Origin of the sequence: Rouxiella sp. Mn2063 (assembly GCF_049319665.1) — a bacterium.
Lineage (GTDB): Bacteria > Pseudomonadota > Gammaproteobacteria > Enterobacterales > Enterobacteriaceae > JBMOUD01.
This window is the reverse complement of sequence record NZ_JBMOUD010000002.1, coordinates 411,800-431,681: the sequence shown is the minus strand read 5'-3', so window position 1 is coordinate 431,681 and position 19,882 is coordinate 411,800. Positions and strand designations below refer to the sequence as shown.

Below are 19,882 nucleotides of genomic sequence, written 5' to 3'. Positions count from 1 at the left end.
ACGCCTTCCACCTTCATCAATAACCAAAGCCATCGCTTATTTTTAGCCACGATGTTTATTACCTGACATGCTGCTAAAGACGCCATCACGCAGGATTAACGCATGAAATAAAGCCGCCGTTAAGTGTGCCAATATCGCGATAAAAAGCAGTAAAGCGACCCAAGTATGCGCCGGGCACAGCAATGCATAGAGATCAATGTTTTTCCCCAGCAGCGGCGGCAGGGTAAAACCCGCCCATAGCGTAATCGGGTAGCCCGCGGCAGAAAGCATCGCCCAGCCAAGCAATGGCTGAAGCAACATCAACGCGTATAACAGCCAATGTGATAAATACGCTACGCGTTTTTGGGCGGCAGGCAACTGAGCAGGTAGTGCCGGCGTTGGGTAGCGAAAACGCAAATAGAGTCGTACAACCACCAGCAGCAAGAGCGCAATGCCCAGCGGTTTATGCAATGAAATGAGCGTCTCATGTAGCGATGAAACGGTCGATACCATGCCAACACCAATAAACAGCATGGCCATAATAAGTAAGGCCATTAGCCAATGAACCAGACGCAAAACTGGATGAAAATGGCGAGGTGAGTTCATAGTCCCGCTCCTTGATGTGCCTGAGCTTCTTCATGAGTACGACGATTGAAAGACGTAGAGTACGCCGCAGAGCGCGCACTCAGCAGCGGATCGTCCGAACCGGCAATACCGTTTGGCAGCACCAGCGGGTCATAATTAATATCGCGACAATGGCCAACGTCTTGTTCTTGAGACGAGGTCAGTACCAACGTACCTGCATTGATTTTTTGGCGGTTATCCGGCCAGGCTTTAGTTGCATCAGTAGTCAGATCATTCTTGTCTGCCAAGGTGATGATTAAATTCCACTTCAGCGGTGCCAATGACAAACGCTGCTGCAAATCATGCTGCAAGAACAGCGGGTTCGCTTTATCTGCGGCGCTGATTGGCGTAGCGGCAGTTTGTGTCACCATGCTCCAGCGGACATTGTGACTAGTACCTTGCGCATCAATAAAACGAAAAGCATTCAAGCTGTTAAAGCTATCGCTAGCCCAGCTCGACGTTGGAACATACTGTTTAACCCAGGAAAAAAACGGCCGCGCTTGTGGATAGGCAGCTAGAAATGCCTGCATCTTGGCAGGGTCGGGTTTCCCCGTCGCCGGATCGGGCTGTGCTGCCTGCTGTTGAGCTAAAAACCCTTGTGGGGTGGATACCGAAAAAAATGGCAGAGCATTCATGCCGGTCCGCCACTCTTGCCCATCGGCGGTTTTAAATTGTAGTGCCAGGCTGCGTACCGGTACCGCACCATCAGGCGCATTGGGATTATCACCGGCAATCGCAAAGCGGCCGATAACCGGCGTGCGCCCCTGACGAAATACGCTGGCTTTTGAAATCGTGCTGGCATTGCCGTTGGCCTCAAAATAGCCTGCGACACAAATGCCTTTCGCATGATTACGACGATAACCAGGATGGACACCGCCGGTTTTTTCCAACGCGTTGACCAATGTGTCCGGTGAAAGACGCTCAGGCGAGAATATCCCCCACGCCCAGGCAAATAACGCGCAAATCACTACAGGAATTAGCGCCACCAGAGCAAGGCGCGGCCATATTGCTGCCCTTGTGGAAAGACTGGCGGAGGGTTTTGGGTTGTCAGGCGCATCGCGCAAGGAAGAACGGGGTTTAGGCATATTATAAGCTCACAGAATAAGGTATTCATACCTGCCATACTTGAAGTTGCTTCTGTGTTGGCTGCGCTCCCTTGAGGCAACTTCAATTATTTTGGATATATCTCGTTGTGCATTGAGCCTATAAGACGAACCATGATGTATTTTATTCCCAGCAGGGAAAAATTATTTTTACCACATCAAACGATGCTCATAATGCTGCATCTATTTAGTCCAGCCAGCCGGTGAAAGCTTCAGTAACCTGCCGATATTCTCACAGGTACGCGCAATATTTTCTGGCCCTTGAGCCAGCAAGGTCTCGATAGACGCCGCCCCCGGTACTATGCCAAAAATCGCGTCAATACCTTCTGAATACAGCTCATTCACTCCCGCGCCGATATAACCTGCGAGAGCGATGACCGGCACACCATGAGATCTCGCCACTTGTGCGACGCCATAAGGGGTTTTGCCAAATTTGGTTTGAAAATCAATCCCGCCTTCGCCAGTCAAACAATAGTCAGCGCCGCGCAATTTATCACTTAGCCCTGAATACTCAGTCACAATATCAATCCCACGCGCCATGTTGCATTGGGTGAAAGCCATCAAGCCCGCCCCCAAACCACCGGCAGCGCCCGCCCCCGGGACATCTTTAACCACCCGCCCCAATTGTTCGAAAATAATCTGGGCATAATGCGCTAACCCGGCATCCAGGGTAGCGATCATCTCTGGCGTAGCGCCTTTTTGTGGGCCAAAGACGTTTGATGCACCGGTTTCGCCACACAATGGGTTCGTCACATCGCAAGCAACAATGAACTCAACATCCGCAATACGCGAATCCATGCCGCTAATATCAATTGTACTCAACAAACCTAACGCACCGCCGCCGGGTGGCAATGCAGCGCCATGTTTATCTAAAAATCTCACGCCAAGCGCGGCGGCCATCCCTGCACCGCCATCATTAGTGGCACTGCCACCAATACCAAGAATGATTTTCTTCACCCCTTTATCAAGGCTCGCCTTGATTAACTCTCCTGTGCCATACGTCGTAGCTTCAAGCGGGTTCTTGGTGTGTTGGTTGGTGTATTGAATACCGCTGGCGGATGCCATTTCTATGACAGCAGTTTGCTGAGAGTGGATGATGCCAAACTGAGCGGCCACGTTTTGACCGACCGGCCCGCTAACAGTTTTTGAGTAGATTTCCCCGCCCGTGGCATCAATTAATGATTGCATCGTCCCTTCGCCACCGTCAGCCATCGGCACATGAATAAATTCCGCCTCTGGAAAAAGTATTTTCAAACCGGCTTCCATTGCCTGACACACTTGTTTAGCGGTCATACTTTCTTTAAAGGAGTCTGGAGCCAATACAAATCGGATGTTCTTCATGCGGCCTCTCGAGAGTCAATCCATGGATGACGAGCAAACGCCAGATCATTAGAGCAATTTGGTGCCCAGCGGTACATCGAAGTCCGGCACGCAAAGAGCAACCCGTCCTTGTTCGTCATGAAATCCCGTGACTAAACATTCTGATTGTATTGGTCCGATCTGTTTTTTAGGGAAGTTAACCACGGCAACGACCAGCTTGTTAAGCAACGTGTCGGGGTTATAAAGCTGAGTGATTTGGGCACTGGACTTCCTGATGCCAATCTCCGGGCCAAAATCGATATGCAGAATAAAAGCCGGTTTTCTGGCTTTTTCAAAAGAGGCTACCTCGATAACTTTGCCGACCCTTAATTCGACTTTAGTAAAATCGCCCCATTCAATCTGTTCCATCTTTAATTCCGCCCACATTATCAGCATCAAAATATGTGCAGAAGTATTTATCAAACGCCCCACCTTTGCAAAAAGGCGAGGCGTTTACGTGATGAAGCCATAAAATTTTCGTGGTGATATCTTCAACCCTCACGATAAAACGGCTTGTCTCCTAAAATCGTAGCGCGGTGCATAATACGGCGCTGTGGCAGATAGTCGGCATTAGCATAATGTTGCGTCACGCGGTTATCCCAGATGGCAATATCATTCTCCTGCCAGCGCCAACGCACCTGGAAGTCCGGTTTAGTGATATGACTAAACAAGAAATTCAGCAGCGTACTGCTCTCTTTTTCGCTCAAATCGACAATCCGGGTGGTAAAGCCTTCGTTAACGAACAGCGCCTGTCTACCACTCACCGGATGGGTACGAATAACCGGATGCAGCAACGGTGGATTCTTGGCTTTTGCACTCTGCCACTGCTGGTGCTCTTCCGGCGTCTTACGATGTTTGAATTCCGGGAAAGACTTGGTGAAATCATGTTCAGCCTGCAATCCCGCTAATAATTTTTTAAAGGGCTCAGAGAGCGCCTCATAGGCAGCAATTCCGCTGGTCCATAAAGTATCCCCTCCCGTGCTGGGCAATTGTTTTGCCGCCAAAATTGCGCCAGCGGGCGGCGTCTCGATAAAGGTCACATCGGTATGCCAAGTGTCGTTATCCGGTGGATTATCATCATGGGTATCCAGCACGATAATTTCTTCGACATCCGGCGCATGCGGATACACCGGATGAATATGCAAATCGCCAAAACGTGCCGCTAATGCACGCTGCTGATGTGGCGTGACCGGTTGGTTGCGGAAAAACAACACCTGATGTTTTAACAAGGCATGGTAAAGCTGCTCAAACTGGGCATCTGATAAAGGTCTCACCAACGAGACATTGTCAACTTGTGCGCCAATGTAAGGGCCAAGTGGCGTAATATTGAGTCGCTCGTTCATTGTTGTTCTCCATGCCAAGGCGTTAATTTACGTTGTACAGCCCGCAGGCCCAGTTCTAAAGCACAGGCGATCAAGGCAATGACGCCGATCCCCGCAATAACCACATCTGTTGCCAAAAACTCACCGGCAGATTGCACCATAAAACCGAGTCCTCGCGTGGCGGCGATAAGTTCTGCTGCCACCAGCGTTGACCAGCCAACGCCTAATCCAATGCGGATACCGGTGAGAATTTCAGGTAATGCGCTGGGTAATACCACAAAACGCAGTACTTGGAGGCGATTGGCACCCAGGGCTTGCGCAGCATGTACTCGAACTTGCGATACGCTACGGACACCGGCCAGGGTTGACATAGCGACCGGGGCAAAAATCGCCAAATAAATCAGTAAGATTTTGGACGTTTCGCCGATGCCAAACCAAATGACGATCAACGGCAGGTAGGCCAATGGCGGCACCGGCCGATATAATTCAATCAGCGGGTCGAGAATGCCGCGCAGGGTTTCATTCAAGCCCATCGCAATACCGACGGGTACCCCAATAATAACGGCTGCCAGCAGTGCTACTAAAATACGAGCCAAACTCGCGCCAAGGTGTTGCCATAGCGTGGCATCCATAAAACCTTGTGGGCTGGCAATCACCCACAGCTGATGCAAGACCTGCTGCGGCGCAGGTAAAAACAATGGCGGGATCAGTTTTAATGCCGTTACTGCCCACCAGACAAACAGCAGCACCACAATGGTGGCAATACTCAAACGTACGTTGCGCGGAATACGCTGACGTTTGCGAGCCGAGGCAGGCGCTGACAAAGTAGAATCGAGACTCATATCAGCACCTCACGCTGTTGAAACACTTTGCTCAAAACATATTCGCGCTGGGCGATAAATTCAGGATCTGATTTGATGGCACGGCAAGCTTCGCCATCGGCATAACGCTTGCCAAAGTTCAGTTTCAAACGTTCGACCACTTGCCCCGGACCAGGTGACAGCAATAGCAGCTCGCTGGCCAGAAATACCGCTTCTTCAATATCGTGGGTGATCAATAGCACCTGTTTGCCGGTATCACGCCAGATGTTGAGCAGCAGTTCTTGCATCTGTTCACGAGTAAAGGCATCTAAAGCGCCAAAAGGCTCATCGAGCAGCAACAGTCGCGGATCTGCCGCCAGCGCGCGGGCAATCCCCACTCGCTGACGCATCCCGCCCGACAGTTGCCACAGCGCGTGGTGCTGATAATCGGCTAACCCGACTTTTTTTAGCACCCGCCGCGCGGTTTCCTGACGTTCGGTTTTACTCACACCAGCCAATTGCAGGCCAAACTCCACGTTGCTCAACACATCGCGCCACGGCAACAGCCCTTCATGCTGAAACACCACGCCGCGATCGGCTCCCGGCCCGGTTACCGGCTTATCATCCAGCGTAATCGTGCCGGAAGATGGCGCAATGAATCCGGCAATCAGATTGAGCAAGGTTGTTTTGCCACAACCTGACGGGCCTAAAACGACCACTAACTGACCATTACCAATCTCTAATGAGATATCTTTCAGCGCAGGTCGCCCCTGATAGTTGGCCGAGAGGTGAGAAACCTGAAGCATACGCCCTCCTTAAGATTTCGGTGCTGCTTGTACCGCTTTAACAAAGCGATCGGTGACGTAGCTGCTGTAATCGCTATCAAGCTGCGGGATTTTGCCCTGCTCTTTCAAGAATGCAGCGGTATCTTTAATTGCCTTATCTACCGGCTGTCCCAGTTGAGTGATCTGGTCAGCGACTGGCAAATAGCGGTTGCCCTGCACTAATCCTGGAATTTGTGCATCCGGCACGCCGCTTAAGCGTGAGAGGATCTCAATATTGTGGCTATCTTTAAGCCATTTTTCCGGTTGTTGCAGATAATCACCCTGTGCGGCTAACGCGCTACGGGCAAAGGCGGTAACGATATCAGGATGTGCGGCAGCGAAGTCTTTGCGCACTACCCACACATCCAGCGTTGGTGAACCCCATTTACTGACCTGCGAAGAATCTGTAAGTACGTGACCCGTTTTCTCGAGTTCGTTGACCGCCGGTGCCCAAACGTAAGCGCCATCGATATCTCCGCGCTCCCACGCCGCCGCAATGGCTGGGGGTTGCAGGTTAACAATCGTCACCTGTTTAGGGTCAATACCCCAATGCTTAAGCGCGGCCAGCAGGCTGTAATGGGTGGTTGAGATAAAAGGCACGGCGATACGCTTGCCAATCAAATCTTTTGGCGAGGTAATATTTTTCTTCACCACAAAGGCTTCAGAGCTGCCTAGTTCAGAGGCCAGCAGGAAGGCTTCAATCGGTAATTTTTGGCTGGCAGCCACGGCTAACGGGCTGGAGCCGATATTACCAATCTGTACATCACCTGACGCTAACGCCCGCAGCACGCTGGAGCCACTGTCAAACTTGCGCCACTCGACTTTTGCGCCTGAATCTTTTGCGAAGGTATTGTCGGCCTGAGCCACCTTTGCCGGTTCCGCCGACGTTTGATAAGCCACGGTCACATCCGTTGCGTAAGCGCTAGCGGCACTCACCGACAGCAACAGCGCCAGAGTGCGGGCTTTTGGAACAGAAAGTCTAAACGGGGTAAAAAGGTTGCTCGCCATAATCAGGTGCTCCACAAAAGATCATCAGAAATTCTCAGGGTGTGATGACTGTTGTAGCCGAGCGAATGGCGCACTTAAAGTAATTAGAAATTATCTTTAATTACCTTTTGGAATATATAAGAAAATCAGATAAGAACCAAACTATTGCAATAAAGCCTTTAACCCCTCTTTTGACCCTCTCTATTTTGACTTTAGCTCTTTTGACTTTAGCCCTTTTGACCTTCAACAGCGCATCTTGTCGGCCAAACGAACGAATGAGGCCAGGGGAAATCGACCAAGGACGGTCGATTTAGGTTGAGCCGGTCAGGGACGACCGTCTCAGCCGACCCACCCGGCCGAAGCAGAGAGTGCGGGCAGTCGCGCAGCGACCCGATAAGTTTAAGCGTAAGGCGGGGATGCAAGGGTTTCGCCTTAAACCCTTGCCGGGCGCGTTCGACAACGCTGACATATTACGATGTATTCATAAGCGCCCGAACCTGCACAACGCTGCCATAACCAGTTTTATGATGACGAGCTGGATGGCTTTTCCATCAAACTCAATGGCTTGGTCATTACTTTTATATGTTTATTTCAAATAAGACCTGATCACCGACACGATCTCTTCCATATCGGCTTCTCGCTGCGCCGGCGTTTCGTTCTCATTCATCAGATGCTCACGGATATGTCCTTCCATCACTTCGCTCATCAACCCATTGACCGCGCCGCGAATAGCCGCGATCTGCTGCAATATGTTGATGCACTCATTCTCTGAGCCGATCGACTTTTCAAGAGATTCGGCTTGGCCTTTTATCCGGCGAATTCGAGCCAGTAGTTTTTTCTGATTGGAAATAATATGCGCCATTTCGATCTCCATGTTGATCTAATAGTATACTGGGGTATAGTATATTTATGTTCTGGGGACAGCCAGAACCTTTACTTTAATACTATCATTTCGAGCCGCTAACATGACCGACTTTGCCGCATTACTCAATCATGGCACGTCAAGTGCTCTTATCTTCATCCCTAGCGCCATATTGCTAGGGGCCTTACATGGCCTTGAACCAGGCCATTCAAAAACCATGATGGCCGCTTTTATTGTCGCCATCCGAGGAACGGTTAAACAGGCCGTGATGCTTGGCCTGGCTGCGACCCTTTCACATACCGTGGTCGTTTGGCTCGTGGCCATGAGCGGGATGATGATCAGCAGGAAATTTACGCCAGAAGCCGTAGAACCTTGGTTCCAGCTGATCTCCGGCGCCATTATTATTGGTACCGCAGCCTGGATGTTTTGGCGCACCTGGTCAGATCAACGTCAATGGAAAGCCTCGCAATCTGGCGATCATCACGATCATGACGAAGTGAGAATCATCAATACCGGCCATGGCGAGGTCAGGCTGGAAATTGTTGAAGTCAACGCACCGCCGCGTTGGAATTTACAAACGCTATCAGGGCAAAAATGGCAGGCTAATGATGCCACACTAGAAACTGAGCGTGCTGACGGCAGTACACAACGCTTTATCTTTAAGCAGCAAGATGGCTTGTTGGTATCAGAGGAGATCATTCCAGAACCGCATGAATTCAAGGTGCGTTTACACCTTGGACACGGCCACCACTTCCACAGCTATGAGGTTGATTTCCAAGAGCATGAACATGCACACGATCATGCCAAGTTGGATGGGCTGGAACAGGGTTCACAGGAATATCAGGATGCTCACGAACGTGCGCATGCCAGTGATATCAGCAAACGCTTTGCTAATCGCGATGTCACCAACGGGCAAATTCTGCTGTTCGGGTTGACCGGCGGATTAGTCCCTTGCCCGGCGGCGATTACCGTCTTGCTGTTATGCATCCAGGTGAAAAAGTTTGCCCTCGGTGCGGCGCTCGTTTTCTGCTTCAGCATCGGATTAGCACTCACGCTGGTTACCGTTGGTGTGGGCGCGGCCTATAGCGTACGCCATGTTAGCAAACGCTGGAGCGGCTTCTCCACGCTGGCACGCCGTGCCCCCTATTTTTCCAGTGCGCTGATCGCCGTGGTGGGATTCTACATGGCGATGCACGGTTTTCATGACGTTGCGATATAACTTTCTTTGGCCGGCGATAAGCCGGCCACATTACGCTAAGGTAAGAAACAACATGTTCTGGATACTGATAAAATATGCCATCACTGCCAGCGTTGTCGTGTTGGTGTCGGAAGTGGCGAAACGCAGCGACAGGCTGGGCGGGTTGCTGGCCGCTCTGCCGCTAGTCACCATCTTGGTATTAATTTGGATGAAAGTAGAAGGCCAGCCGCTCAATAAAATTGCCAATCACGCGTGGTACACATTCTGGTATGTCGTACCGACGCTGCCGATGTTTCTTTTATTCCCTGTGCTGCTCAACCGCTTTGGTTTTTGGCCGACTCTGGCCATCTGCTGTGTCGTTACCGTACTGCTATTTATCCTCTATGCCATGGTCGTGCGGCGATTTGGGATTCAATTATTGTGAAGAAATTTTTAGTAAATGCCTTTGTCGTCAATACACTAAACATCAGGATCAAATTAACTACTAGCATTCGATAAACTATTCACGCCAGACCACCCATTAACGCCAAATCAATAACACGCAGGCAGCGGTTAATAGCCCCATAGAGATATTAAAGGTGTACCATGAGCGCCGGCTGTGCAGCAGACGGCCAATCACCGTGCCAAAACCCAGCCAGATAACTCCCGCTACAAGATTGACTAAAAAGATGCCCAGCGCGATGGCCGCAATTGACTGATTGTAGGCCGCTCCCGGCAAACTGAAACTGGCAACGGCACCTAATCCCATCAGCCAGGCTTTCGGGTTAAGGAACTGCAATAACCAACCTTGATAAAGACGTAAAGGCTTGGGAGGTGCGACACCTACCTCTAAGGTTTCATAAGCTGAAGTTGCCACTTTCCAGGCCAGCCATAACAGATAAAGGCTACCGAGTACTTTCAGGATAGTATGCAGCAGCGGATAAACCAGAATCAGGCTACCGACGCCAAACGCCACCAATAGCATGATGCTTTGCATCCCCAACATGATGCCGATCATCAACAGTAACGAACGGACAAAACCAAAATTGGCGCCGGAGGTGGTTAATAGCATATTATTCGGGCCTGGCGTAATTGCCGCGACCCATAAAAAGCCAAGCATTGATAGAAAGAAACCAATTTCCATTTAATAAGGTATCCTACCCAAGATATGTCATCAGTGATGAAATTATCAGTGTGGTATTGATCCTACAAGTTTGTTTTTAAGAGAATTTAATTCACGTTATGCATGAAATATTCCGCCCTCTGTCAGGTGCTCGTAATCCTCACCTGCAAACACTGCTGCCAAGATTGTTGCGGCGACGCACGCTGATCAAGCCGCATTGGCAGCGGTTGAATCTTCCCGACGGCGATTTTATTGACCTAGCGTGGAGTGAAGATCCCGAACTGGCGAAAGACAAGCCTCGTATGGTGATGTTTCATGGATTAGAGGGCAGCGTGCATAGCCCTTATGCTCATGGTTTACTCAATGCCTGGCGCAAGCAAGGCTGGCTGGGTGTCGTGATGCATTTTCGTGGTTGCAGCGGTGAGCCAAATAAGATGGAGCGTATCTATCATTCGGGTGAAACCGAAGATGCACGCTTCTTCCTCAACTGGATGACCCAAACTTATGGCGATGTGCCAACCGGAGCGGTTGGTGTGTCACTTGGCGGCAATATGCTGGCCTGTTATCTGGCCGAAGAAGGGGAAAACTGCCGGTTGAAAGCGGCGGTGGTGGTCTCTGCCCCCTTAATGTTAGAACCTTGTTCATACCGTTTGGAAAAAGGCCCATCGCAGTTTTATCAGCGCTATTTACTCAATCAGTTAAAAATTAACGCCCGGCGTAAACTGAAAAAATATCCAGATAGTTTGCCGGTCACGCTAAAACAGCTCAATGCCATGAAACGTCTGCGCGAATTTGATGATGCCATTACCTCTAAGGCTCATGGTTTTGAAGATGCGTTGGATTATTATCGCCGCTGTAGCGCCCTGCCACTCTTACCCCAGGTGGCGATCCCATTGCTGATTATCCACGCCAAGGACGATCCCTTCATGACTCATGATGTGATCCCCGACGTTAAAGATTTACCGGCCAATATCGAATATCAACTGACCGAGCACGGCGGCCACGTCGGTTTTGTTACTGGCAGCTTACGTCGTCCACAAATGTGGCTCGAGCAGCGAATTCCAACCTGGCTGGCACCTCATTTGGTTTAAGAGAGAGCCTATCGTGATTATTCCCTGGAAAGAGTTGGACGCGGAAACCCTGAATAACGTCATTGAGGCCTTCGTCCTGCGCGAAGGTACCGATTACGGCGAACAGGAACGCTCGCTGGAACAGAAAGTCGCCGACGTTATTCGTCAGCTAAAAAGCAGCGACGTGGTATTAGTCTGGTCAGAATTGCACGAAACGCTGAACATTATGCCGCGCGGACAATTCCGCGCGGGGGATGAAGAGAGAGAACAGTTTTAAGCAGGATGCCGTTAGAAAGAACTCGCGCGCCAAGGACGGCGTTTAAAACGATCGCTGCCCGCCCGCTCGGCTAAACTATTCGCCGCCTGCTGCGAGCGCAACAAAACTTCCCGTTCGTTCACTCTGGTCAGCTTACCGTTACGTAATACCGGTTCACCATCAATAAACACATCCGTCACCTCATGGCCCAGCGCCGAGTAAACCAGCGAAGAAACCGGATGATGCACCGGCGTCATTGCCGGATGATCGGTGCCCACGATAGCAATATCCGCTTTTTTACCCACTTCTATCGAACCAATCAGGTGATCCAAGCCGATAGCCCGTGCACCGTCGATAGTTGCCATCTCTAGCACTTTTTCTGCAGTCATAATCGTCGGGTCGCGATGTACACCTTTTTGCAACAGCGCCGCCATTTTCATCGCTTGGAATAAGCTGTGATTATTACTGCTCGCCGGACCATCCGAGCCTAATCCCACTGTAATACCCGCCGCTAACATTTCTGGGATAGGCGCCACGCCAGAGGCCAGATACATATTGCTGCACGGATTATGGGATACGCGCACATCGTGATGCTTCAATGCACGGATATCGCGGCTGGCGCACTGTACGCAATGTACCGCCAATACATCCGGGCCAAGAAAGCCAATATCGCTTAAAAATTCGGTATCAGTAGACTGGAAGCGCAGCTGCGACTGGGCTATCTCGAAATCGGTTTCTGCGATGTGAGTCGTAATCAGCGCCCCCGTTTCATTAGCGAGTTCGCGCGTACCGCGCAGCACTTTCTCGTCCAATGCCCAGATCATACTCGGCGCAATACCCACTTTTACCCGCGCATCGGGGCGGTTATAAAATTTTATCAAACGCCGCGCATCGGCCAGTGCCGCCTCGGGCGTTTCGATTAATTCACTCGGGATACCGTGCTCTGCACCAGTGGTGAGAAAACCGCGGCAAACGTAACCGCGAATACCCGTTATCTCAAAGGCCTCGACCACTTTCGCAGTCAGCCCCGGGCGCGGATGCGCATACATAAAATCGACCAGCGAGGTAACACCGGAACGCAAAGACTCCACACAGCCATGCATCGCCGCTGCCGACACATCTTCTTCGGTCAATTCCACGGCGCTCGGTCCAGTCATGCAGGTGAACCATTTTTTCAGCACCATATCATCGCCTAGCCCTTTTAATAGGGTTTGGAACAGATGCGTATGGGTATTGACCATGCCGGGAATAATAATCGCATTGCGGCAATCCAATACCTCGGCTTCAGGATGGCTGGCGACCAGTTGTCCGCGCGTGCCAATTGCACTAATGCGATCACCTTCAATCAATATGCTGGCTTCTTCTAGCACTTCGCGCGCGGGGTTCATGGTGACGACCCAGCCGTCGGCCAAAATATAACTGCCCATCTGTTACCTCAATCGTTCTACACGGCAGACTCGGCCAACTGTTCAAGCAGTTGCTGCGAATCCGTCACAAAACCAAAGCACTGGCGCACGTTATATAACGTGGCATCCATACAAAACTGCGGCGATGTCGTTGCGCAGCAATCTTCGAGCAGTAAACAGTCATAGCCGTGGAAATTGGCATCCTGCAAGGTACAAAGCACGCACTGGTCGGCATTCACCCCGGCAAACAACAAGGTCGTGACATTGAGGTTGCGCAAGATGCTATCAAGCTCGGTATCCTGAAACCCTGACATGCGATATTTATTCACCAATATGTCTTGCGGCTGTGGTGCAAGTTCATCGACTACCGCCGCCGCCCAGCTCCCCGCCTCTAATACCGGAGCATGATTCGAGGGCAGCGGATCGCCCAATCCCACGCCTTCACCGGTCGGTTTATAGACATGTAACACCGCAGGGCTGAGATTCAGCTTATCCGTGCGATTGCCCCAGTTGAGCCACAGCACCGGCATTGCCGATTGGCGCAGCGAAGGCAACAAACGCTGTAGTGGCGCAATCGGTGCTCGGGCGGGCGTGACATCTACGCCGATATGACTTAACCAGCCTTGTGGGTGACAGAAGTCGTTTTGCATATCCACCACAATCAGCGCGGTGCGGCCAACATCGAGGTGAATACGCCGCTGGCCATCACGCAGTGTCACCGTCGCAGGCGGCGGCGTATCACGGACTAAATCTACGTCCTGTGCGGACACATGCCACTGGTTACGCGAGCTGGCACCCAGCGGAGTCAAGTTAGCCGGTCGTTGACGCATTACGCCTGCTCCCCACTGAGGATCCTCAAGTCTTCGTCATCCAGCGCAACGGGTTCACCGGAACGGATCAATTCGGCAAAGCCTTCATTGGGCGTCATTACCGTCAAGGTATAGAGCTTGCTGCTACCGGTATTGCGGATCACATGCTCATTACCTGGTTTAAGCAGCAAAGCATCCCCCTTGCGTAGTGACACCTCTTCACCACTACAGCTGGCAATGCCTTCACCGTGCAACACGTAGAAAAATTCGTGTGCTACCGCGTGTTCATTAGGTGGCGTCGCACCGCCGATTTTAAAAATCTCGATAACGAAAATATTTTCGATATCGTCCTGATGCTTATCGAACAAAATAGCGAAGTAGTTGCTGTCATTCGGGCTGATACGAAAAGCCTGAGCGGATTTCACATCGGTACCACGGAAGTTGCTGATCATCGGTATCTCCTAAAATATCCAGGTAGCAGAATCCCCTGCTACTCCTTACGATAAGGCTGAGTGAGGGCACCCGGTTGGACAGTTTTCCCTACCAAGCCGGACATCGCTAAAATGGTGAGTAAATACGGCAACGCCAGCAGCAACTGTGCAGGGATGTGGTTATTTACCAATTGCAAAGAGAGTTGCAGCGCATCGGCCGCACCGAAAATAAAGGCAGCCAATAGCGCTTTTACCGGGCTCCAACGGCCAAAAATAACGATCGCCAGCGCAATAAAACCTTCGCCGCTGACAATATTGTCGCGAAACAGGCCAATCTGCGCGGTGACCAGATAACCACCGGCTAACCCGGCGCTTAACCCGGAGAGCATCACGCCATAGGTACGAATGCGCTGGACGTTTAAGCCTGCAGCATGAGCGGCGCGGGGATTTTCTCCTACCGCACGCAGCGATAACCCAAAGCGCGTATGGAATAAAACCACCTGTGCCACAACGACCATCACTAAGGTGAAATAGAGCGGCCAAGGTTGATGGAAAAACACTCGACCAATCAACGGGATTGACGACAACCAGGGAACTGACAGCGAGTTAAACATGGTGATGGTCGGTGAACTGCTATTGCCCATCACCAGGCTGTAGATATAAGTCGATAATCCGGCGGCCAAAATATTAAATACAATCCCGACCACCACCTGGCTGGCCAGCGCCCGCAGATAAAAGAACGCCAAAAATAGCCCGACCAGTAACCCGCCTATTCCACCCGCAAAAAATCCCAACACGCTGGAGCCGGAATAGACCGATACCAGATAGCTCGACAGCGCGCCCATTAAGACCGTGCCTTCAATACCAATATTGAGCACCCCGGAACGTTCGGCATAAATCTCGCCCAGCGAGGCCAGTAAAACTGGACCAGCCAGACGCACAGCCGCTGCTAACCAAGTGACAACGAATGCGCTGTCCAAATCAGCCCACAGACTCATGATTTCTTCTCCTGCGCGGTATCTAACCGGTGCTCCAGCACACGCTTTGGCCAGTTAATGCGGTAATAACGCAAAATATCGCCTGCCAGAATCAACAACACGACCAGGCTCTCCAAAATGAAGATCACCGAGGTTGGCAAACCGCTATCACGTTGCATGGCGTTACCACCGACTTCCAGACCGCCGTATAAAATCGCCGTTGGGATCACCATCAATGGATTAAGCCTTGCCAGTAACGCGACAACTACCCCGACAAAACCAACGCCACCGGCAAGCCCATCCATCAAACGATGCTGAACACCCAACACCGCGCACAGTCCGGCTAGTGCCGCCATGCCCCCGCCGAGGAACACCGCCAACATTTGACGACGCATCACGTTGATGCCGCCATAACGCGCCGCTTTCGGATTGAGTCCGCTGACGATAATTTCGTAACCCAGCGGAGTTTTTCGGATCAGCGCCCAGACAAATAGTGAACAGACCAGGGCAATCACCAGCCCCATATGCACGCGCATTGCGCTAAACATCGGCGGCAACCAAGTGTCCAACGGCAGACGCGGCGTTTGTGGTAAATCGCCCACGGCACGCATCGGGCCAGAAACCAGGTACTGCACCAAAAAAGCCGCAACATAGTTAGCCATCAAGGAAATCAACACGTCGTTGCCGCCAAAACGCACGCGCAGAATCCCAACCAGACCTGCCCATAACGCCCCCGCGGCGAAAGCGACGACCAGCACGACAGGCCAAAACGCCCACGCCGGTAACGCGATGCCTATCCCTTGTGAAACATTGCCCAGCGCAACCCAAGAAGCGGCGGTTGCACCGACTAAAAAACACCCCTCAAAGCCGATATAACCCAGGCCACCGCGCCAAATGACAATGGTGGCTTGGGCAATCAAAATCAGTGGCGTGGCTTGGATCAGGGTTTGCGCCAGACCACGCAAAGAGCCAAAAGCTTCACCAAACAAAGAAACAAAAGCCTGCAATGGCCTCGCGCCAAAAGGGATAAACAGCAGCCCTGCCAGCACAAAAGCCAGCAATAATGCGAATATCGTGGTGCCAGCTAACGCCCAGCGCGAATCGGCTGGCGTTTGTCGACGTTCAAAAATAGGTTTCATGCCACCTCCTGACGCACGGGCAGCTTGCCACCGGCCATTAGTTCACCAATTTGTTCTACCGTCGCCTCGCGGGTATCTAGTACGCCGGCGATTTGGCCGCTGTACATCACTGCAATGCGATCGGATAAATTCATAATTTCTTCCAACTCGGCGGAGATCATCACAATCGCGCAGCCTTGCTGGCGTGCCTCGAGTAGTCCTTGCCACACCGCCTCCACCGCACCGACGTCCAGTCCGCGCGTCGGCTGCTCGACCACCAGCAATTTTGGCGCCCGCATGACTTCGCGCCCGAGGATCAATTTTTGCAGATTGCCACCGGACAACTTACCGGCCTCAAAATCCAGATCCGGTGTGACAACGTTGAAGTGTTTAACAATATCTTTCGCTTTAGCCGCGATCGCTTGCAGGCTAAGGAACCAGCCGCCTTTATGGGTGTATTGACGCTGCGCGCCCAAGATAGCGTTGTCAGCAATTGACATTGAAACGATGGAACCCACGCCACGGCGGTCTGCAGGAATAAAACCAATACCTGCGGCACGACGTTGTGCCGGGCTATAGTCAGAAATATCCACGCCAGATAAACGAATGCGTCCAGCTTCAATAGGGCGCAAATTCAATAGTGCATCGGCCAGTTCTGATTGCCCGTTGCCATCCACACCGGCAATACCAAGAATTTCACCGGCGCGAACTTTGAGCGAGACACGCCAAATCTTCTGATTACCGGCGCTGTCACGCATGGCGATATTGTCGATGTGTAATACCTCGTCACCTGGTACTTGTTGCGGCTTTTCGACGCGCAGCAACACATCACGCCCCACCATACGCCGCGCCAGATCCGCCTCCGAGGTGGCGGCAACCGCCACGCTTTCCACCATCTTGCCACTTCGCATCACCGAGACGCTGTCGGCAATCGCCATGATTTCGTACAACTTATGAGTGACGATAACAATGGAACGACCGTCGGCACGTAATGAAGCCAAGGTAGCGAACAATCCCTCTTTTTCGCGCGGTGTCAGTACTGCGGTAGGCTCATCGAGGATCAACACTTTGGCATCGCGATATAGCAGCTTGAGGATCTCAACGCGCTGCTGCACACCAATTGGCAAATGTTCGACCCGAGCCCAGGGATCAACAGCCAGCCCGTGGCGATCGGAAATGGCCTGCAAACGCTTAGCAGCGCTGTGCAGATCCAGCCGACCGCTGCGCGTCTCTTTAAGTCCAAGGATGACGTTCTCAACCACGGTCATCGGCTGTACCAGCATAAATTCTTGATGCACCATGCCGATACCCAACGCAATGGCATCGCCGGGATGGGTGATGCGTACTGGTTTACCGGCGACCCTAATCTCTCCGGCATCCGCCTGATACAGACCATAAAGGATCTGCATCAGGGTGCTTTTTCCCGCGCCGTTTTCGCCTAACAGCGCGACAATTTTCCCACTGCCGATAGTCATGCTGACGCTATCGTTAGCCAGAACTTTACCGAACTGTTTAGTGATGCCTTTCAGTTCCACAAACGCCGGAGCTGCAGCGGTATTACGCAGGTTCATGAGCGAACTACCCTCAAGACTTAATCAAACTGGCAACATCGATGCTGCCACTGTCGAGCTGTTGCCAGATGGTCTGGAATTTGGCCCAGTTATCAGCCGTAATCAGCTTGCTGTTGTAACTCTCTTTGCCATACAGCGGCAGCCAGGCTTTCGCCACCGACGGTTTCCATTCCTGACCACCTAGGAATTTTTTATTCTGTACGTCGTGTCCGATTTGCTCGACCACCCAAGGCAGGTTAGTTTCAAAACTAGTGGCAACAAAGTCCGGCGCAATTTGTGATTGGTCGGAGTAGCAACCAATGGCTTTAACTTTTGCCGCGGCCGCCCCTTGGATCGCACCCAAGCCGGTCACATCGGCGCTGTGCCAAATCACGTCCGCACCGTTGCCAATCATGGTGCTGGCCGCTTCACGACCTTTAGCGGCGTTGTCGTAGTCGCCGGTAACAATGCCCACTCCTTTAATGCCTGGACGAGTCTTCTGCGCACCGGCGATAAAGGCGCGCATCATGCCCTGCTGCGTCGGGTTGTCACCGCCGCCGACAAAGCCAACCGCTTTCCCTTTTTCAGAAATTAATGCCGCCAGTGCGCCTGCGCCGTAAGCCACATTCAGATAAGCCAAATCAACAAATTCAACGTTGGTTGGTGCTTTCTCTGCCGGTTTGAAGGTGGTGGCAAAGAAATAGGTATCCGGGTATTCCGGGGCAATTTCGTCAAAAGCCGAGCCATATTCAAAGCTGTGGCCGATAATCAGGGTATAGCCGTCGTCGGCATAGCCGCGAATGGTCTGCTCCATCTGCGCCTGCGAGACGCTTTCACTGCTGGATACTTTAAAACCCTGTGCTTTCAGATTTTGCAGCCCTTGATAAGCCAGTTGGTTCCAGCCACCGTCGGCAATTGAGCCTGGCAATAACAGGGCAACTTTAATCTCTTCACCGGCAGCAAATGCCTTACGGCTTAACAGCGGTGCGGCCAACGGAACCAACATCATGCTTGCCAGCGCTTTGGCAAAATTACGGCGCGATAAACCAGACATAACCTTTACTCCCCCGGATAACAGAAGTTCAGTTATGCCTCGATTTTCGTTACCTTAAAAGCACAGTTTTTCGCACTCAACGATGCCTTTTAAGCAACGCTTGTGCTAAAAATGTGCAATCACATCTGGCGGAGAGAAAACATGCTGCAATACCGATTATTGATGTACCTCGATCAAGTGGCTCGTGCCGGCTCTATCCGTAAAGCAGCGGCCCGTTTGCATATCTCGGCATCTGCGATTAACCGACAGATTTTGGCGTTAGAAGATGAGCTGGGTACGCCGTTATTTCAGCGCCTGCCGCGCAAAATGGTGCTGACCGCCGCAGGAGAAGTATTGATTCATCACGTGCGCCAATCTTTTAAAGAGATGGAATGGGCACAGATAAAAATCGAAGAGTTGAAGGGATTACGCCGCGGCGAAGTCACCGTGGCGATGATGAGCGGATTGGCCGCCAACCTGATCCCAAGGCTGGTTAGCGAATTCCGTCGCGCCAATCCGCGGGTAAAATTACTGCTGCGCCAACTGACCGATGGCGATGACATCATGTCCGCCGTTGAATCTGGCGAGGCCGATTTAGGCTTAGGCTTCGATTTTGTGCTGCCGCCGACATTGCGTTTGCTCTCCAGCGCCGTCGGGCGATTAGGTGCCGTTGTCGCACCAGGTCATCCACTGGCGGATAAGACCAGTCTGCGCATCAGTGACTGTATTAACTATCCGATTGTGATTGCAGATAAAACCACGGTTATTCGCCCCTATCTCAACGATGTTTTCGCTAAAAACCTGGTGACGGTCCATCCTGCGGTGGAAACTAACTCCATTGAGGTGATGCGCCACACGGCGATGATCGACCAAATGCTAACCTTCCTGACGCCATTTGATATCGAATTTGATCAACGCGCAGGGCGTTTGATTTACATTCCGGTACGAGAGTTGGGCCAGCAGACGCAAAAATTAATGCTGATTGGTCACGATCGCGGGACCAGCACCATCGGCAGCGTGCTGGCAGAAACCATTAAAGGCATGATGGAGGAAACCGGCTGACAGAGCGCAG

Annotated in this window: 22 protein-coding genes; 5 read left to right on the top strand and 17 right to left on the bottom strand. The window is 51.8% G+C overall.

Annotation, left to right across the window (positions count from 1 at the left end):
* Positions 1–42: 42 nt before the first annotated feature.
* From ACL9RG_RS05370 to ACL9RG_RS05330, 9 genes are all read right to left on the bottom strand, one after another.
* Positions 43–585, bottom strand: coding sequence for a cytochrome b (locus ACL9RG_RS05370; protein WP_422791562.1), 543 nt, complete (start codon positions 583–585; stop codon positions 43–45).
* A complete protein-coding gene (locus ACL9RG_RS05365) occupies positions 582–1,688 on the bottom strand; it encodes a catalase family peroxidase (protein ID WP_422791561.1) in 1,107 nt (368 codons plus the stop codon). The genes ACL9RG_RS05370 and ACL9RG_RS05365 overlap by 4 nt, the downstream gene beginning before the upstream one ends.
* Positions 1,689–1,889: 201 nt before the next feature.
* A complete protein-coding gene (locus ACL9RG_RS05360) occupies positions 1,890–3,047 on the bottom strand; it encodes a glycerate kinase (protein ID WP_422791560.1) in 1,158 nt (385 codons plus the stop codon).
* Between the two features lie 48 nt (positions 3,048–3,095).
* Positions 3,096–3,434, bottom strand: a complete 339-nt coding sequence (locus tag ACL9RG_RS05355) for a tRNA-binding protein (protein ID WP_422791559.1) — start codon at positions 3,432–3,434, stop codon at positions 3,096–3,098.
* 122 nt (positions 3,435–3,556) lie between these two features.
* Positions 3,557–4,408 (bottom strand): taurine dioxygenase, encoded by an 852-nt coding sequence (tauD, locus tag ACL9RG_RS05350; RefSeq protein ID WP_422791558.1) that lies wholly within the window; start codon positions 4,406–4,408, stop codon positions 3,557–3,559.
* Positions 4,405–5,229 (bottom strand): taurine ABC transporter permease TauC, encoded by an 825-nt coding sequence (tauC, locus tag ACL9RG_RS05345; protein ID WP_422791557.1) that lies wholly within the window; start codon positions 5,227–5,229, stop codon positions 4,405–4,407. Before tauC ends, tauD begins: the two co-directional genes overlap by 4 nt.
* Positions 5,226–5,993: a taurine ABC transporter ATP-binding subunit gene (tauB, locus tag ACL9RG_RS05340; protein WP_422791556.1), complete on the bottom strand. Its 768-nt coding sequence runs from the start codon at positions 5,991–5,993 to the stop codon at positions 5,226–5,228. The genes tauC and tauB overlap by 4 nt, the downstream gene beginning before the upstream one ends.
* A 9-nt stretch (positions 5,994–6,002) precedes the next feature.
* Positions 6,003–7,019 (bottom strand): taurine ABC transporter substrate-binding protein, encoded by a 1,017-nt coding sequence (tauA, locus tag ACL9RG_RS05335; protein WP_422791555.1) that lies wholly within the window; start codon positions 7,017–7,019, stop codon positions 6,003–6,005.
* A 565-nt stretch (positions 7,020–7,584) separates the two neighbouring features.
* Complete coding sequence (locus tag ACL9RG_RS05330) at positions 7,585–7,860, bottom strand: metal/formaldehyde-sensitive transcriptional repressor (RefSeq protein ID WP_422791554.1); 276 nt, start codon at positions 7,858–7,860, stop codon at positions 7,585–7,587.
* Positions 7,861–7,963: 103 nt separating this feature from the next.
* Between ACL9RG_RS05330 and ACL9RG_RS05325 the strand changes: the two genes are divergently transcribed.
* Together ACL9RG_RS05325 and ACL9RG_RS05320 are read left to right on the top strand one after the other, a co-directional pair.
* Positions 7,964–9,079 carry a nickel/cobalt efflux protein RcnA gene (locus ACL9RG_RS05325; RefSeq protein ID WP_422791553.1) on the top strand — a complete coding sequence of 372 codons (1,116 nt, stop codon included), beginning with the start codon at positions 7,964–7,966 and terminating at the stop codon, positions 9,077–9,079.
* Positions 9,080–9,131: 52 nt separating this feature from the next.
* Positions 9,132–9,482, top strand: a complete 351-nt coding sequence (locus tag ACL9RG_RS05320; protein ID WP_422791552.1) for a DUF3147 family protein — start codon at positions 9,132–9,134, stop codon at positions 9,480–9,482.
* Positions 9,483–9,578: 96 nt separating this feature from the next.
* Here ACL9RG_RS05320 and ACL9RG_RS05315 read toward each other — a convergent pair whose 3' ends face one another.
* Positions 9,579–10,181: a LysE family translocator gene (locus ACL9RG_RS05315; protein ID WP_422791551.1), complete on the bottom strand. Its 603-nt coding sequence runs from the start codon at positions 10,179–10,181 to the stop codon at positions 9,579–9,581.
* Positions 10,182–10,279: 98 nt separating this feature from the next.
* Between ACL9RG_RS05315 and ACL9RG_RS05310 the strand changes: the two genes are divergently transcribed.
* Positions 10,280–11,251, top strand: coding sequence for a hydrolase (locus ACL9RG_RS05310; RefSeq protein WP_422791550.1), 972 nt, complete (start codon positions 10,280–10,282; stop codon positions 11,249–11,251).
* A gap of 13 nt (positions 11,252–11,264) precedes the next feature.
* Positions 11,265–11,507, top strand: a complete 243-nt coding sequence (locus tag ACL9RG_RS05305) for a YheU family protein (protein ID WP_422791549.1) — start codon at positions 11,265–11,267, stop codon at positions 11,505–11,507.
* Between the two features lie 11 nt (positions 11,508–11,518).
* On the opposite strand, the gene ACL9RG_RS05300 is transcribed toward ACL9RG_RS05305, so the two are convergent.
* From ACL9RG_RS05300 to ACL9RG_RS05270, 7 genes are read right to left on the bottom strand one after another with little or no spacing between them, the layout of a single operon-like run.
* The gene (locus ACL9RG_RS05300; protein ID WP_422791548.1) at positions 11,519–12,913 is read right to left on the bottom strand and encodes an amidohydrolase family protein; all 1,395 of its coding nucleotides are present in this window, start codon (positions 12,911–12,913) and stop codon (positions 11,519–11,521) included.
* A 17-nt stretch (positions 12,914–12,930) separates the two neighbouring features.
* Positions 12,931–13,722: a cysteine hydrolase family protein gene (locus ACL9RG_RS05295; protein WP_422791547.1), complete on the bottom strand. Its 792-nt coding sequence runs from the start codon at positions 13,720–13,722 to the stop codon at positions 12,931–12,933.
* Positions 13,722–14,153, bottom strand: coding sequence for a cupin domain-containing protein (locus ACL9RG_RS05290; protein WP_422791546.1), 432 nt, complete (start codon positions 14,151–14,153; stop codon positions 13,722–13,724). Before ACL9RG_RS05290 ends, ACL9RG_RS05295 begins: the two co-directional genes overlap by 1 nt.
* Before the next feature lie 38 nt (positions 14,154–14,191).
* The gene (locus ACL9RG_RS05285; RefSeq protein ID WP_422791545.1) at positions 14,192–15,130 is read right to left on the bottom strand and encodes an ABC transporter permease; all 939 of its coding nucleotides are present in this window, start codon (positions 15,128–15,130) and stop codon (positions 14,192–14,194) included.
* Positions 15,127–16,248 carry an ABC transporter permease gene (locus ACL9RG_RS05280; protein ID WP_422791544.1) on the bottom strand — a complete coding sequence of 374 codons (1,122 nt, stop codon included), beginning with the start codon at positions 16,246–16,248 and terminating at the stop codon, positions 15,127–15,129. The genes ACL9RG_RS05285 and ACL9RG_RS05280 overlap by 4 nt, the downstream gene beginning before the upstream one ends.
* Positions 16,245–17,798, bottom strand: coding sequence for an ABC transporter ATP-binding protein (locus ACL9RG_RS05275; protein WP_422791543.1), 1,554 nt, complete (start codon positions 17,796–17,798; stop codon positions 16,245–16,247). The genes ACL9RG_RS05280 and ACL9RG_RS05275 overlap by 4 nt, the downstream gene beginning before the upstream one ends.
* A gap of 13 nt (positions 17,799–17,811) precedes the next feature.
* Positions 17,812–18,831: a BMP family protein gene (locus tag ACL9RG_RS05270; protein WP_422791542.1), complete on the bottom strand. Its 1,020-nt coding sequence runs from the start codon at positions 18,829–18,831 to the stop codon at positions 17,812–17,814.
* 141 nt (positions 18,832–18,972) lie between these two features.
* On the opposite strand from ACL9RG_RS05270, the gene ACL9RG_RS05265 reads away from it, so the two are divergent.
* A complete protein-coding gene (locus ACL9RG_RS05265) occupies positions 18,973–19,872 on the top strand; it encodes a LysR family transcriptional regulator (RefSeq protein ID WP_422791541.1) in 900 nt (299 codons plus the stop codon).
* Positions 19,873–19,882 lie beyond the last annotated feature (10 nt).